The following is a 12212-nucleotide window of genomic DNA, read 5'->3' as shown; positions in this document are numbered from 1 at the left end:
CGCGGGCGCCGGCGCAAGCGGGACCGCCATTGCCTTTCCGCCGCCCCTGCGCGACGCTTCCCGAAGCAGCCGGCGCCGCGGGCGCGCGCACTCTAAGGACACGCAGACTTGCCCCCCGGCGGCTTTCGCTTCGACCGCTTCCTGCTCGACCCGCGCGACCGGCGGCTCAGTTTCGACGACGCGCCGGTCGAGCTGAACGCGCGCTATCTCGACGCCCTGACCCTGCTGGTCCGCGAGCACGGCAAGCTGGTGCCCAAGGACCGCTTTTTGGCCGAGGTCTGGCGCGGCGTGCCGGTCACCGACGAGGCGCTGACCCAGTGCATCCGCACGCTGCGCCGTAGGCTGGGCGACGACGCGACCAGCCCGCGCTTCATCGAGACCGTGCCGAAGTACGGCTATCGCTTCATCGCGCCGGTCGCCGCGGTCGAGGCCCCCGCCCCGGCCGGCGCGAAGCCTGCGCCCGCCTGGCGGCGCGTGCTGTGGCTGGGCGCGGCCGGAACGGTCGGCGGCGGCGCGGCCGGCGTGGTCGGGGGCCTGCTCTACGGCGTGGTCGGCGCTTCGCAATCTTTGGCCGGCCCCGGGGCGGTGTCGGTGGCCCTGGTGCTGGTCTGCCTGACCGCGGTGATCGCGGTGCTCGGCGGGGCCGGCGTCGGCTTCGGCATAGCGGCGGCCAGCGCCGCGCCCGGGCGGTTGTCGCCCTGGAGCGTGCTGGGCGGCGCGCTCGGCGGCCTGCTGGTCGGCGCGGTGGTGAAGCTCTTGGGCCTGGACGCCTTCAACCTGCTGTTCGGCCATGCGCCCGGCGACATCACCGGCGCGCCGGAAGGCGCCCTGCTGGGCGGCGCGGTGGGGCTGGGCGCCTGGCTGGGCGACCGGATCGCCGAGACACGCTCGGCGCGGCGCGGGGTGGCGGTGGCGGGCCTCTGCGGGGCGCTGGCCGGCGGGCTGATCCCGACGCTGGGCGGGCGGATGATGGGCGGCAGCCTGCAGCTGGTGGCCCGCGGCTTCCCGGACTCGCGCCTGCGGCTGGCCCCGTTCGGCGCCCTGTTCGGCGAGAGCGGCTTCGGCCCGCTCAGCCAGGCGGTCACCGGGGCGCTTGAGGGCCTGCTGTTCGGGGTGTGCCTGGTGGGGGCGATGATCCTCGTCAGACGCCACCCCTCTCCCCTTGCGGAAAGGTGAGAGGTCGCGCCGCGCTGCCCGCCCCGGTTCGTCACCCTCGGGCTTGTCCCGAGGGTCCAGACCTCCGGTGCGCGAACATCTCAGGCGGACCTGCGAGCTGAACGCTGGGCCCTCGGGACAAGCCCGAGGGTGACGATAAGCGGGGCGGCGCGTCCGCTACCCTCTCCCGCAAGGGGAGAAGGGTCAGTGTTTGAGAAACGCCGCCACATCCCGCGCGAACCGGTCCGGCTCCTCCACGAACATGAAGTGGCCGTCGTCGGCGTATTCCAGCATGCGCGCGTTCGGCAGGTTGGCGACCAGCGCCCGCTGCGGCTCGATCGAGGCCTGGAAGTCCTTCGCCCCGGCGATCACCAGCACCGGCATGGTCAGCCGCTCGGGCTGGCCGAACCGGTAGGCCTCCAGCCCCGCGCCGAACAGGGCGGCGCCGATCTCGCCGGTGTTGCGCAGGCCGCCCTCGGCGTCGGCCGCGTCGACCGCGGCCATGGTGGCCGGGTCCGGATACATGTTGGCGTCGACGAAGGCCTTGCCGGCGCCGAAGGCGTTGCAGCGGCGGCCCTCCGGCCGGCTGGCGACGGCGGCCTGATAGGCCTGCGGGTCGATCCGCTCCAGCCGGGCGCACTGCAGGTCAAGCGCCGCGGGGATGTCCGGCACGGCGGCGGCCAGCACCAGGTGGGCCACCCGGTCCGGGTGCCTGGCCGCATACTCCAGACCGACGATGGTCCCGAAACTGTGGCCGATTATGTCGATCTTCGGCGCGCCCCACGCCGCGCGCAGGGCCTCCAGGTCCTCGACCAGCAGGTCCAGCGAATAGGCGTTGGTCCACGGCCGCTCGGAGCGCCCGCCGCCGCGCTGGTCCAGATAGACCATGCGCAGGCCCGGCTCGACGGCCGGCCCGGCCAGCTTGGCGAAGGCCTGGCTGCCCTCACCCGGCCCGCCGTGCAGGAACACGACCGGCGTCCCGTCGGGGCGCCCGGCCACGCGGTACCAGAGCCGCACGCCGTTCACGACCACCTGGTGCTCGCCGGGACCAAGAGGCGGTTGCGGCTTCGCCTCGGCTCCTCCCGCCGCCAGCGCCGCCGCAACCGCCACCCCAGCCAACCAGATCCTGCGCACAGCCCGCCCTCGCCCCAGGCGCCCCGCTTACGCCGCGCCGGCCCCGCCCCGCGAGTCGGGAAATCTACGGGATGGGCCCAGGCGGTGGCGGCGGCCCGCCCGCCGTGGCACCGTCCACCGACTGATCGGGGGGACCGATGACGAAACTCAAGCTCGCCGCCGCCCTCGCGGCGACCGTCGCGCTCGGCGGCTGCGCGACCCTGCCGACCCAGGCGCCCTCCGCCGACGAGTGCGCGATCCTGCGCGCGGCAGGCGACGGTCTGTGGAAGGGAAAAGATCCGAGCCGTTATGGACGCGTCTCCCTCAGCGACCACACCGCCTCCGCGTGGGCGCTGAAGCTGCCTCGCGCCGCCGATTTCCCGCGCCACGTCGTCGACCTCCGGGCCTGCCACGTCCCCGAGATGCTGCCGAACTGGGTGGAATTGGTCGCCCACGGGCCGACGGATCGTGACGGGATGATCAACGCCTTCTCGACCCCGAACATTGCCGCCGACGGTGCCACGGCCGTCGTCGGGTACTCGAGCGGCAGTCGCTACGGCGGGGCGCTGCTCCACCTCGTCCGTGACCGGGACGGCTGGCGGGTGGAGAACGTCGAAGAATGGATCACGGTGGCATGAGGCGACGCGGCCCGGTAGCGTGAAGCCGGCGGCCGTGGCACGGTCCGCCTACAGATCGGGGGGACCGATGACTCGACAGATGCTCTCAGCCGCGCTCGCCGCGGCGTCCGTCGTCCTGACCGCCGGCGCCGCCCACGCGGCCGAGCCGGCCCAGCCCGCGGCCAAGGACTACGCCGTGGCGGCGCGGGTGCTGAAGCGCACGCCGCTGGTGGACGGGCACAACGACCTGGCCTGGGAGATCCGCGAAAACTTCGGCTCCGACCCGGCCCGCGCGACCCTGCTGGCCGACGCGGCGACGCGCACGCCCCCGCTGCACACCGACATCCCGCGCCTGAGGAAGGGCGGCCTGGGCGGCCAGTTCTGGTCGGTGTGGGTGCCGGTCGAGCTGAAGGGGGCCGACGCCGTGCAGGCGACGCTGGAGCAGATCCAGCTGGTCCGCGACCTGGCCCGCGCCCACCCCGACGTGTTCGAGCTGGCGACCACCGCCGACGACGTGGAGCGCATCCACCGCCAGGGCCGCATCGCCTCGCTGATCGGGGTCGAGGGCGGCCACTCGATCGACGACTCGCTGGCCGTGCTGCGCGCCTTCCACGCGTTGGGCGCGCGCTACATGACGCTGACCCACACCTCCAACACCGCCTGGGCCGACAGCGGCACCGACACCCCCGCCCACGGCGGTCTGTCGCCCTTCGGCGAAGAGGTGGTGCGCGAGATGAACCGGCTGGGCATGATCGTCGACCTCAGCCACGTGTCCGACGACACGGTGCGCGACGCCCTGAGGGTCACGAGGGCGCCGGTGATCTTCTCCCACTCCGCCGCTCGCGCCCTGACCGACGTGCCGCGCAACGTGCCCGACGAGCTGCTGAAGGCGGCGGCCGGGAACGGCGGGGTGGTCATGGTCACATTCGTGCCGGGCTTCGTCTCGCCCGAGGTGGCCGGGCGGGCCAAGGCGGCCGCCGCCGTCAAGAAGAAGCTGGCCGAGCTCTACCCGACTGACGCCGAAGCGGCGGCGGCCGAGTTCGCCGCCTGGGAGCGCGACAACCCGGCGCCGAGCGCCAGCCTGACCAACGTCGCCGACCATATCGAGTACGTGCGCCACGTGGCCGGCATCGACCACGTGGGCCTGGGCGGCGACTTCGACGGCATCACCTCCACGCCCGAAGGCCTCAGCGGCGTCGACGCCTACCCCGCCCTGCTGGCCGAGCTGTCCCGCCGCGGCTGGACCGAAGCCGACCTGCGCAAGCTGACCGGCGAGAACGTCCTGCGCGTCATGCGCCGGGTCGAGGCGGTGGCGAAGGAGATGCAGGGCGAGGCGCCGTCGCACATGAAGATCGAAGCGGCGGCGCACTGATCCCCTCTCCCGGTCGGGAGAGGGAGGGGCCCGCGCCGCTTTAGCGGCGTGGGAGGGTGAGGGTCACGGGAGCGTTCAGAACCTGGCGCGAAGCCCGGCGCCGTCCCTAACCCCTCATCCTCCCGCGCGGACCTGCGCTTACGCTCCGGTGCGCGGGTCCCATCCTTCTCCCACAGGGAGAAGGATTACTCCTCAGCCGCCTCGTAGCGCAGCACGCCGGCCACCCGCGCCCGGCCGGTGTCGGTGGGGTGCGCGACCCCGTCCATGACCACGACTTCGGCGAAGTCGAACGGGCTGACGCCCTCCAGGCAGGCGACGTTGACGCCGTACTGGTCGGGGTTCGAGCGGCGCTGGTGTGGGTGTAGATCCCGCACACCGAGCAGAACCAGTGCTGCGCCGCGCCGGTGTTGAACCGGTAGCTGGTCAGCGCCTCGGCCCCGGCGGTCACGGTCACCCCGCCCAGCTCGGCCGACACCGCCACCGCGCCGCGCATCCGGCAGAGCGAGCAGGTGCACCGCCGCGCCGTGCGCAGGCCGTCGCTCAGCCGCGCAGTGAACTTGACGGTCCCGCAGTGGCAGGCGCCCTGGATCTCGTCGACGTTCTCGCGCATGTGGTCCCTCCTGCAGTTGGGACCACATAGCAGAGCCTCGCCCTTTAGCGTCACCCTCGGGCTTGTCCCGAGGGCCCAGCCGTCAGCCGCACCACGGCTCGGCCGTTCGCAGCCGATAGCAGTGCGTGAGACCCGACGGGATCGTGCGAGCGGAACCCTGGGCCCTCGGGACAAGCCCGAGGGTGACGACCATTTGAGATGCCGATCAAGGCGCAGGGGTGCGCGGCCCCGACCGCCCGTTTCCCCTTTTAGCGTCACCCTCGGGCTTGTCCCGAGGGCCCAGGGTGGCGAACGCACGCGGTTTGGCCGTCCGCAGCGGATAGCGGCGTCGTGAAACCCGACGAGAGCGTGCGAACGGAACGCTGGGCCCTCGGGACAAGCCCGAGGGTGACGGTGTGGGCTACGCCGCCGCCTCCAGCAACCGCTCCATCGCCGCGTAGAGATCCGCCGCCGCCACCGGCTTGGCCAGGTGGGCGTCGGCGCCGGCGGCGCGGCCGGCTTCCTGGTGTTCGGGCAGGGCGTGGGCGCTGAGGATCAGGATGGGCGTGCGCACCCGGCCTTCCTCGGCCTCCAGCTTGCGGATGGCGGCGACCGCGGTCAGGCCGTCCATCACCGGCATGCGCAGGTCCATCAGGACGAGGTCGAAGCCGCCGCCGCCGAAGGCCGCCAGCGCCTGGGCCCCGTCCTCGACCGAGACCACCTCGACGCCCATGGCGCCCAGCATGGCCTCGACCAGACGGCGGTTGGTGGGATGGTCGTCGGCGGCGAGCACCCGCAGCGGCGGTCCGGCCTCGGGCGCGGCCTCGTCAGCTGCGTCGTCGTTCACGCGCGCGTCGAACCGCGCGCTCCACGCCTGCCCCATGATCAGCCCCCCGCGCGCCCCCGCGCGCACACACACTCACGGCCAAGCTTCGCCCATCTGGGCTAATCGGGACTTAAAATCTTGGTTTCTTTCAGCGCTCCAGCGCCCACCACCAGTCGCCCTGGAAATCGCGATCCACGCTCTCCTGGCTCTCGAAGCGGAACCACATGCGGGCGACCTCGTTGGGCGGGCAGCCGGCGTCCAGCAGGGCCGCGCGCACGTCGGCGACCAAGCGCGGATCGGCGGCCAGGCGGTCGCGCTCGGCGTCGGTCGAGGCGTGGAACCACCAGCCGGGCGGCCGGGGCGTCACGCCCTCGCCGCCGTCGGAGCCGGACACCCAGGCCTCGGGCACCCGCTCGCGGGCCAGGCGGCGCACCCGGCCCGAAGCCGCGCGCATGGCGGTGGCCAGGCGTCCGCGCCGGCCGCGCAGAGCGTCGGCCAGCATCACCGCCGGCGCGCCGCACAAGAGCGGCACGCCCCACGGCGCATAGACCGGATCCAGCCAGGCGGCGGTGAGCTCGAAGGCGGCCAGGCCCGCGCCGGCCAGCGCGCTCAGGCCCGTGCCCAGCAGGAACAGCACCGGCCACAGGGCGTAGGCCACCAGCCAGGCCCGCCCCACCCCCAGCGCGCCGCGGCAGGCGGCCACCGCCGCCGATCGCGTGAGGAAGGCGCAGGCGAACGCCCACGCCGGCCAGGCCAGCGGCGCCAGCGCCGAAACCCCGATGTCGTCCATCCCCCGCCTCCCCGCGGCGGCGGCCCCTCAGCCGTCGAAACGGTAAAGCTGCGAACGGTGGAGGTTGTTCCCGGGGGGGGGGGGACCACACACAAACGTCACCCTCGGGCTTGTCCCGAGGGTGACGATGATTTGAGCGGAGCGCCCGCTCCACCTAGTGAAGAAACTCGATCGTCACCGCGTCCCAGCCCACGGTTTCGTGGTCGCCGGCGCGGTGCGGCAGGGCGCGGTAGCTGTCGTCGGCGCGGTCCAGCGCGTCCTGGGCCACCGCCTGGAAGGCGAGGAAGCCCGCCTCGTCGTCTTCGGCGGGAACGATGGTGAAGCCGGCGTCGCTGCGCTCGGCCACCCGCCAGGCGCCGCCGTCGCGCCCAAGGGTCTCCAGCCAGGTCATGCGAGAAGAACGTCCAAGGCCCGGCCGGGGGTCCCTCCCCGCGCGGTTCTGCACGGGGAGGCGGAAAATCCAGGCGTCACAGGATGAAGCCGGACGGTCCCGAGCCGCCCTCCAGCCGGCAGACGCGCCGCCCGGCGTCCCACAGCTCCACCGTGGGGAAACGCTCCAGCCGCTCCTGGATGAGGCCGCGCGCCACCTCGTCGTCGCGGCACAGCACGTCGTCTGCGGAGACGACGTCGTTCTCTGAATTCAGTCCGTAGAATTGATAGAAACGCATGTGATCCTCCCGATGATTGCGGGAATTAACTACTTGTCGCCCTCCAGCCTTGACTTGAAGACTGAGGGCGGAAACCAGGGCGAGCAACAGCCAAGGCGGCGCGCCGCCCGCGACATCTCGCCCCGGCCCGGGCTTATGCCTGCGGAGCCCGCCCGCTGGACAGGCGCAGGATCAGCCAGCCGATCACGCCGCTGAGGCCGGAGCCGACCAGCACGCCCAGCTTGACCGCGGACTGGTGGTGCGGGTCGTCGAAGGCCAGCAGGCCGATGAACAGGCTCATGGTGAACCCGATTCCGCACAGGACGCTGACGCCATAGAGTTGGTTCCACGCCGCGCACGCCGGCAGCTCGGCCAACTTGAATTTGATCGCCGCCCACGAAGCCGCGAACACGCCGAACTGCTTGCCCAGGAACAAACCGGCCGCCACGCCCAACGGCACCGGCTCGAGCATGGTCGCCAGGTTGAAACCGGCCAGCGACACCCCGGCGTTGGCGAAGCCGAACACCGGCACGATCAGGAAGGCGACCCAGGCGGCCAGCGCGTATTCCAGCCGGTGCAGGGGCGAGTGGACGTTGTCGGGCGCGGCCGGCGCGGGCTTCAACGGGATGAACAGGGCCAGCGCCACGCCGGCCAGGGTGGCGTGCACCCCCGACTTCAGCACGCAGACCCAGAGCGCCGCGCCCAGGATCAGGTAGGGCGTCAGCCGCATGACCCGCAGCCGGTTCAGGACGAACAGCGCCACGCACAGGCCCGCCGCCCCGCCCAGCCAGGCCAGCGACAGGTCCTCGGTGTAGAACAGGGCGATGATCAGCACCGCGCCGAGGTCGTCGATGATGGCCAACGCCGCCAGGAACACCTTCAGCGACGACGGGACCCGCTTGCCCAGCAGCGCCATCACCCCCAGCGCGAAGGCGATGTCGGTGGCCGCCGGAATGGCCCAGCCGCGCAGGGTCTCGGGGCTGGTCCAGTTCAGCGCCGCGTAGATCAGGGCCGGCACGGCCATGCCGCCGACCGCGGCTATGCCCGGCAGAGCGCGGCGCGACCAGGTGGACAGCTCGCCGTCCAGCATCTCGCGTTTGATCTCGAGCCCGACCAGCAGGAAGAACAGGGCCATCAGCCCGTCGTTGACCCAGTGCAGCAGGGTCGAGCCGAACAGCGGCAGGTGCAGCAGGTGGAAGTATTCCCCGCCGGCCGGCGAGTTGGCCACCAGCAGGGCCAGGCCCGCGGCGACCATCAGCACCACGCCCCCGGAGGCCTCGCTCTCCAGGAACCGCCGGATGACGGAGAAGCGGCGGGCGGCGGCGGACATGGGCGCACTCCAGAAACCGGCGGTCGTTATGGCGCCCGGCCAGGGCTGAACGAAGCGAAATCGGGAGCTGGAAGGTCAAGATCTCCCCCCTCGGGGGGAGCAGGCGGCGAAGCCGCTTGGGGGCCTCCAGCGGAGTGTCCGGCATCAACTGGCGCGACCGTCGGCGCGACGGATCCCGCGCGCTCCGCTGGAGGCCCCCACGCCGCCCTGCGGGCGGCGGCTCCCCCCGGCGGGGGAGATCTTGAGTTACGCGAACAGGAACACCCCCTCGCCGCTCGCCGCCTCCGGGGCGACGTAGTGCAGCCGCGCGGTGCGCCCGCCGCAGCGGCAGCGGAAGCGGTCCGACACCGTGCCGGCCGCCGGCCACCAGCGCCGTCCGCCGTAGACCGCGGCCGGATCCAGCGCCGCCGCCCCCTCGCAGGCCGGCCGCGTGCAGCGCGCCAACAGACGGACCTCGGACATCGGACTCTCCCACGCAGACGGACGGGAGACTCCTACGGCCGCGCGGGGGCGGGAGGCAAGGGAATGTTCCCGTTTTGTTCGCGCGCGAAAGCAAGACCGCTAAGCCCTACTCCCGTCATCCCGGCCGTAGCGGAGCGAAGCGCAGCGCAGAGCCGGGACCCAGCAAGCTCGACCTGCACGCTGCGAAATCCGCGCTGCAACGAGCGCCGCGCCGGCTGGGTCCCGGCTCTCCGGCCCGCTGCGCGGACCTACGGCCGGGATGACGGTCGTTGATGATCGCCTGCGGCCGGCCTCAAACCCCCTCCAGCAACGCGTCGATGTCCAGCGTGGAGCGCACGCCCAGATCCGCCGCGTGCGCGGTCAGGAACGCGTCCGCGGCCGCCCTCCCCTCGTCGCGCAAGAGCTCCAGGAACGCCCCCTCGGCGTTCAGCTTGGACGAGGCCCCCAGCCTGGCCAGCGCCGGGCTGGCGATGCGGTGCACGCGCATGCCCGCCCAGCTGGCCGGCTCGCCGGGACCGGGGTCGACCGCGCGCTTCAGCAGCGCGATCATCCGCAGCTCCTTCAGAAGCGTAGCATTGAAGGCCACCTCGTTGATCCGATTGTGGATTTCGCGCGCGCTTCGCATCGGCTTGACGCACGCCACCGGATTGATCTGGACCAGCACCACGTCCTGGCTGGAGCACTCACGCACCAGCGGCGTGATGGTCGGATTGCCGGAATAGCCGCCGTCCCAGTAGGGCTCGCCGTCGATCTCCACCGCCTGGAACAGGGTGGGCAGGCAGGCCGAGGCCAGCAGCACGTCCGGCGTCAGCTCGGCGTTGCGGAACACCCGCCCCCGCCCGGAGCGCACGTTGGTGGCGGTGACGAACACCCGGACGGGCGACGCGGCCAGCCGCTTGAAGTCGACGCAATCGGCCAGCACCGCCTCCAGCGGATTGCCGCCGCCCGGATTGAGGTCGTAGGGCGAGAACAGCCGGGCGGTCAGGTCCATGGCCAGGTAGGCCGGCGAGCGGTCCAGGCTCCAGTCGCCGGAGAACCAGTCCCACGGCGCGCGCCGGAACGGGCTGAACCTCGCCGCCTCGGCCACCGCGCCCCAGAACCGGGCCAGGGCGGCGCGCCCGCCCTCGGCGCCGCCGGCGGCCAGGCCGTCGACCAGCACGCAGGCGTTCATCGCGCCGGCCGAGGTGCCCGACACGCCGTCGACCTCGACCCACGGCTCTTCCAGCAGCCGGTCCAGCACGCCCCAGGTGAAGGCCCCGTGCGAGCCGCCGCCCTGCAGCGCCAGGTCCAGCCGGATCGGCGCCCGATCGACCACGCCGGGTTAGCCGGCGTCGCGCTTGGCCTGGGCCCGGCGCCCGGCGGCGGAGACCGAGCCGACCTTGTCCGGCGGCACGCCCTCTGCGCGGCGCAGGCTGGGGTTGGCGCGCATGCCGCGGCCGGCGGTGCGGCTGGCCGGGCGGGCCGGCTGCTCGGCCCGGCGCACCATGGCCAGCGCCCGGCGCTTGCCGGCGACGGTGACGGCGCGCGCCTCGGCGTGCTCGAGGCGCTGCAGCTGGCGATTGGTGCGCTGCAGGGCCTGGCTGAAGATCTGCTTGCGCCGCGCGTGCGGCTCGCCCTTCGTCGCCTCGGCCGCGGAGCCCCGGCCGCCCTTGGCGCGGGCCACCGTGCGCTTGCGGTCGCGCGACTGGGTGCGGGCCTTGTCGCGCAGGTCGCGCAGGCGCTTGCGGGTTTCGCGCAGCGCATCGGCGTCGAGGTCGGCGACGGCCGGATAGTGGGTCTTGCCCACCACTTCCAGCTCGTCCTGGGACAGGAAACGGCGCTCGCTCGCGGCGGACGTGGACATGGGAGATCTCCGGCTGCGGGGGCGCGAGGAGACACCGCCGGGCTCGGGGCGGCTATCGGGTGAAGACCTGAGGCGCCCAATCCTCCCCCCTTGGGGGAGGGGGACCATGCGAGGGGGCTCGTCTTGGCGCGACGGCGCAGCTGAGGTGACGCGCTCCGCTGGAGCCCCCTCCACCGCTTCGCGGTCCCCCTCCCCCACCGCTTCGCTCAGGGGAGGATTTGGATCACGAAGGCCTCCCCGCCGGTTACGCCGCCCATGGAGCTGATCTGCTATCGCTACCCCGGCTGGGAGCCGAACATCCGCCCGGCCCCGGCCAAGCGCGACTGGATGGACGCCGCGCCCCAGCAGTTTCCCTACCGCTGCCTGCCGCTGAACGTGGCCAACGCGCACGGCTGGGAGGTGCTCTCGCCGTGCGACGTGGAGGCGACCTGGAACGGGACCATGGGGACCGACGGCGTGGGCGTGCGCCCCGCTGCGGGCACCGCCCCGCACGATGCGCCCGTGTCGATCTTCGGCCAGGCGGTGCTGACCTGGCACATCCAGGGGCTGTTCCGCACGCCGCCGGGCTGGAACCTGTGGGTCGGCGGCTCGCCCAACCGCTTCAAGCACGCCATCCAGCCGCTGACCGGGGTCGTTGAGACCGACTGGGCCCCCTTCACCTTCACGATGAACTGGCGTTTCACCAAGGCCTGGCGGACGGTGCGCTTCGAGAAGGGCGAGCCGATCTGCTTCATCTTCCCGGTCCAGCGCGAGGCGGTGGAGAGCTTCGAGCCGGTGTTCCGCTCGATGGACGAAGACCCGGAGCTGAAGTCGCAGTTCGAGCTGTGGAGCCGCGACCGCAACGCCTTCCAGGCCCAGGTGGCGGCTCAGCAGCCCGAGGCCGGGGCCGACCGCTGGCAGAAGCACTACTACCGCGGCGTCGACGCCACCGGCGAACCGGGCGCCGCCGACCACCGCACCAAGCTGCGCCTGAAAGCCTTCCGTCCGGCCGGCGCGGCCGAGGCGCAGGCGCCGCCCGACGAGGACGTGCAGGAATAACGGGGCCGCGCGCCCCCATCGACAGCTGAACGAGGAGACCCGCCATGGCCCGCCCGGACGACAGCGACCGACGCCCCACCGCCTTTTCCGGCGGTTTCGCAGACATCGGCGCCCCCTACTGGGAGGGCGTGCGCCGCATGCAGAGCGAGTACGTCGCCTTCATGGCCCGGCGGCTGGAGGACGACCGCCAGACGCTGCAGGCGCTGGCCGCGTGCAAGGACGTCTCCGACGTGATGGACGTGCAGCAGCGCTGGGCGGCCCGCTGCGGCGACGCCTACCTGCGCGAAGCGCCCAAGCTGGCGGCCATGGCGATGGAGAGCTTCAACACCGGCCGAGGCGCGCCGCAGAGGTAGCCACCCCTTTCGCATTCAGATGACCGTCATCCCGGAAAGCGCGCAGCGCTTATCCGGGACCCAGCAAGCTCGACCTC

General features: G+C 72.8%; 15 protein-coding genes. 5 read left to right on the top strand and 10 right to left on the bottom strand.

The annotated features are described in order from the left end of the window. Positions 1–108 precede the first annotated feature (108 nt). Complete coding sequence (locus tag H8B08_RS06185) at positions 109–1176, top strand: winged helix-turn-helix domain-containing protein (protein ID WP_187449327.1); 1068 nt, start codon at positions 109–111, stop codon at positions 1174–1176. Positions 1177–1359: 183 nt separating this feature from the next. Here the strand turns inward: H8B08_RS06185 and H8B08_RS06180 are convergent, their stop codons facing one another. After that, the gene (locus tag H8B08_RS06180) at positions 1360–2289 is read right to left on the bottom strand and encodes an alpha/beta fold hydrolase (protein WP_187449326.1); all 930 of its coding nucleotides are present in this window, start codon (positions 2287–2289) and stop codon (positions 1360–1362) included. A gap of 137 nt (positions 2290–2426) precedes the next feature. On the opposite strand from H8B08_RS06180, the gene H8B08_RS06175 reads away from it, so the two are divergent. Together H8B08_RS06175 and H8B08_RS06170 are read left to right on the top strand one after the other, a co-directional pair. Next, on the top strand, positions 2427–2906 hold the full coding sequence (locus tag H8B08_RS06175) for a hypothetical protein (RefSeq protein ID WP_187449325.1): 480 nt from the start codon (positions 2427–2429) through the stop codon (positions 2904–2906). A 67-nt stretch (positions 2907–2973) separates the two neighbouring features. After that, complete coding sequence (locus H8B08_RS06170; protein WP_255500694.1) at positions 2974–4257, top strand: dipeptidase; 1284 nt, start codon at positions 2974–2976, stop codon at positions 4255–4257. Positions 4258–4442: 185 nt separating this feature from the next. Here H8B08_RS06170 and H8B08_RS18885 read toward each other — a convergent pair whose 3' ends face one another. The 9 genes from H8B08_RS18885 to H8B08_RS06125 all read right to left on the bottom strand — a co-directional run bounded on the left by H8B08_RS18885 (position 4443) and on the right by H8B08_RS06125 (position 10744). Next, positions 4443–4631: a hypothetical protein gene (locus H8B08_RS18885; RefSeq protein ID WP_222934341.1), complete on the bottom strand. Its 189-nt coding sequence runs from the start codon at positions 4629–4631 to the stop codon at positions 4443–4445. Between the two features lie 636 nt (positions 4632–5267). Then, on the bottom strand, positions 5268–5729 hold the full coding sequence (locus H8B08_RS06160) for a response regulator (RefSeq protein WP_187449324.1): 462 nt from the start codon (positions 5727–5729) through the stop codon (positions 5268–5270). A gap of 91 nt (positions 5730–5820) precedes the next feature. Then, positions 5821–6462: a hypothetical protein gene (locus H8B08_RS06155; protein ID WP_187449323.1), complete on the bottom strand. Its 642-nt coding sequence runs from the start codon at positions 6460–6462 to the stop codon at positions 5821–5823. A 154-nt stretch (positions 6463–6616) separates the two neighbouring features. Then, positions 6617–6853: a hypothetical protein gene (locus H8B08_RS06150; RefSeq protein ID WP_163263621.1), complete on the bottom strand. Its 237-nt coding sequence runs from the start codon at positions 6851–6853 to the stop codon at positions 6617–6619. Positions 6854–6929: 76 nt separating this feature from the next. Further along, positions 6930–7130, bottom strand: coding sequence for a hypothetical protein (locus H8B08_RS06145; RefSeq protein ID WP_187449322.1), 201 nt, complete (start codon positions 7128–7130; stop codon positions 6930–6932). A gap of 133 nt (positions 7131–7263) precedes the next feature. Continuing rightward, a complete protein-coding gene (nhaA, locus tag H8B08_RS06140; RefSeq protein WP_187449321.1) occupies positions 7264–8439 on the bottom strand; it encodes a Na+/H+ antiporter NhaA in 1176 nt (391 codons plus the stop codon). Positions 8440–8685: 246 nt separating this feature from the next. Next, positions 8686–8901 carry a hypothetical protein gene (locus H8B08_RS06135; RefSeq protein WP_187449320.1) on the bottom strand — a complete coding sequence of 72 codons (216 nt, stop codon included), beginning with the start codon at positions 8899–8901 and terminating at the stop codon, positions 8686–8688. A 292-nt stretch (positions 8902–9193) separates the two neighbouring features. Next, positions 9194–10216: a patatin-like phospholipase family protein gene (locus tag H8B08_RS06130; protein WP_187449319.1), complete on the bottom strand. Its 1023-nt coding sequence runs from the start codon at positions 10214–10216 to the stop codon at positions 9194–9196. Between the two features lie 6 nt (positions 10217–10222). Further along, positions 10223–10744 carry a hypothetical protein gene (locus H8B08_RS06125; protein WP_187449318.1) on the bottom strand — a complete coding sequence of 174 codons (522 nt, stop codon included), beginning with the start codon at positions 10742–10744 and terminating at the stop codon, positions 10223–10225. Between the two features lie 255 nt (positions 10745–10999). Here H8B08_RS06125 and H8B08_RS06120 point away from each other — a divergent pair, with 255 nt between their 5' ends. Both H8B08_RS06120 and H8B08_RS06115 read left to right on the top strand, forming a co-directional pair. Beyond that, positions 11000–11782, top strand: coding sequence for a DUF6065 family protein (locus H8B08_RS06120; protein WP_187449317.1), 783 nt, complete (start codon positions 11000–11002; stop codon positions 11780–11782). Positions 11783–11826: 44 nt separating this feature from the next. Continuing rightward, positions 11827–12135, top strand: a complete 309-nt coding sequence (locus tag H8B08_RS06115; RefSeq protein ID WP_187449316.1) for a phasin family protein — start codon at positions 11827–11829, stop codon at positions 12133–12135. The last annotated feature ends 77 nt before the right edge of the window (positions 12136–12212 follow it).

This window comes from Caulobacter sp. 17J80-11 (assembly GCF_014349105.1).
GTDB lineage: Bacteria > Pseudomonadota > Alphaproteobacteria > Caulobacterales > Caulobacteraceae > 17J80-11.
This window is presented reverse-complemented; position numbering and strand designations above follow the sequence as displayed.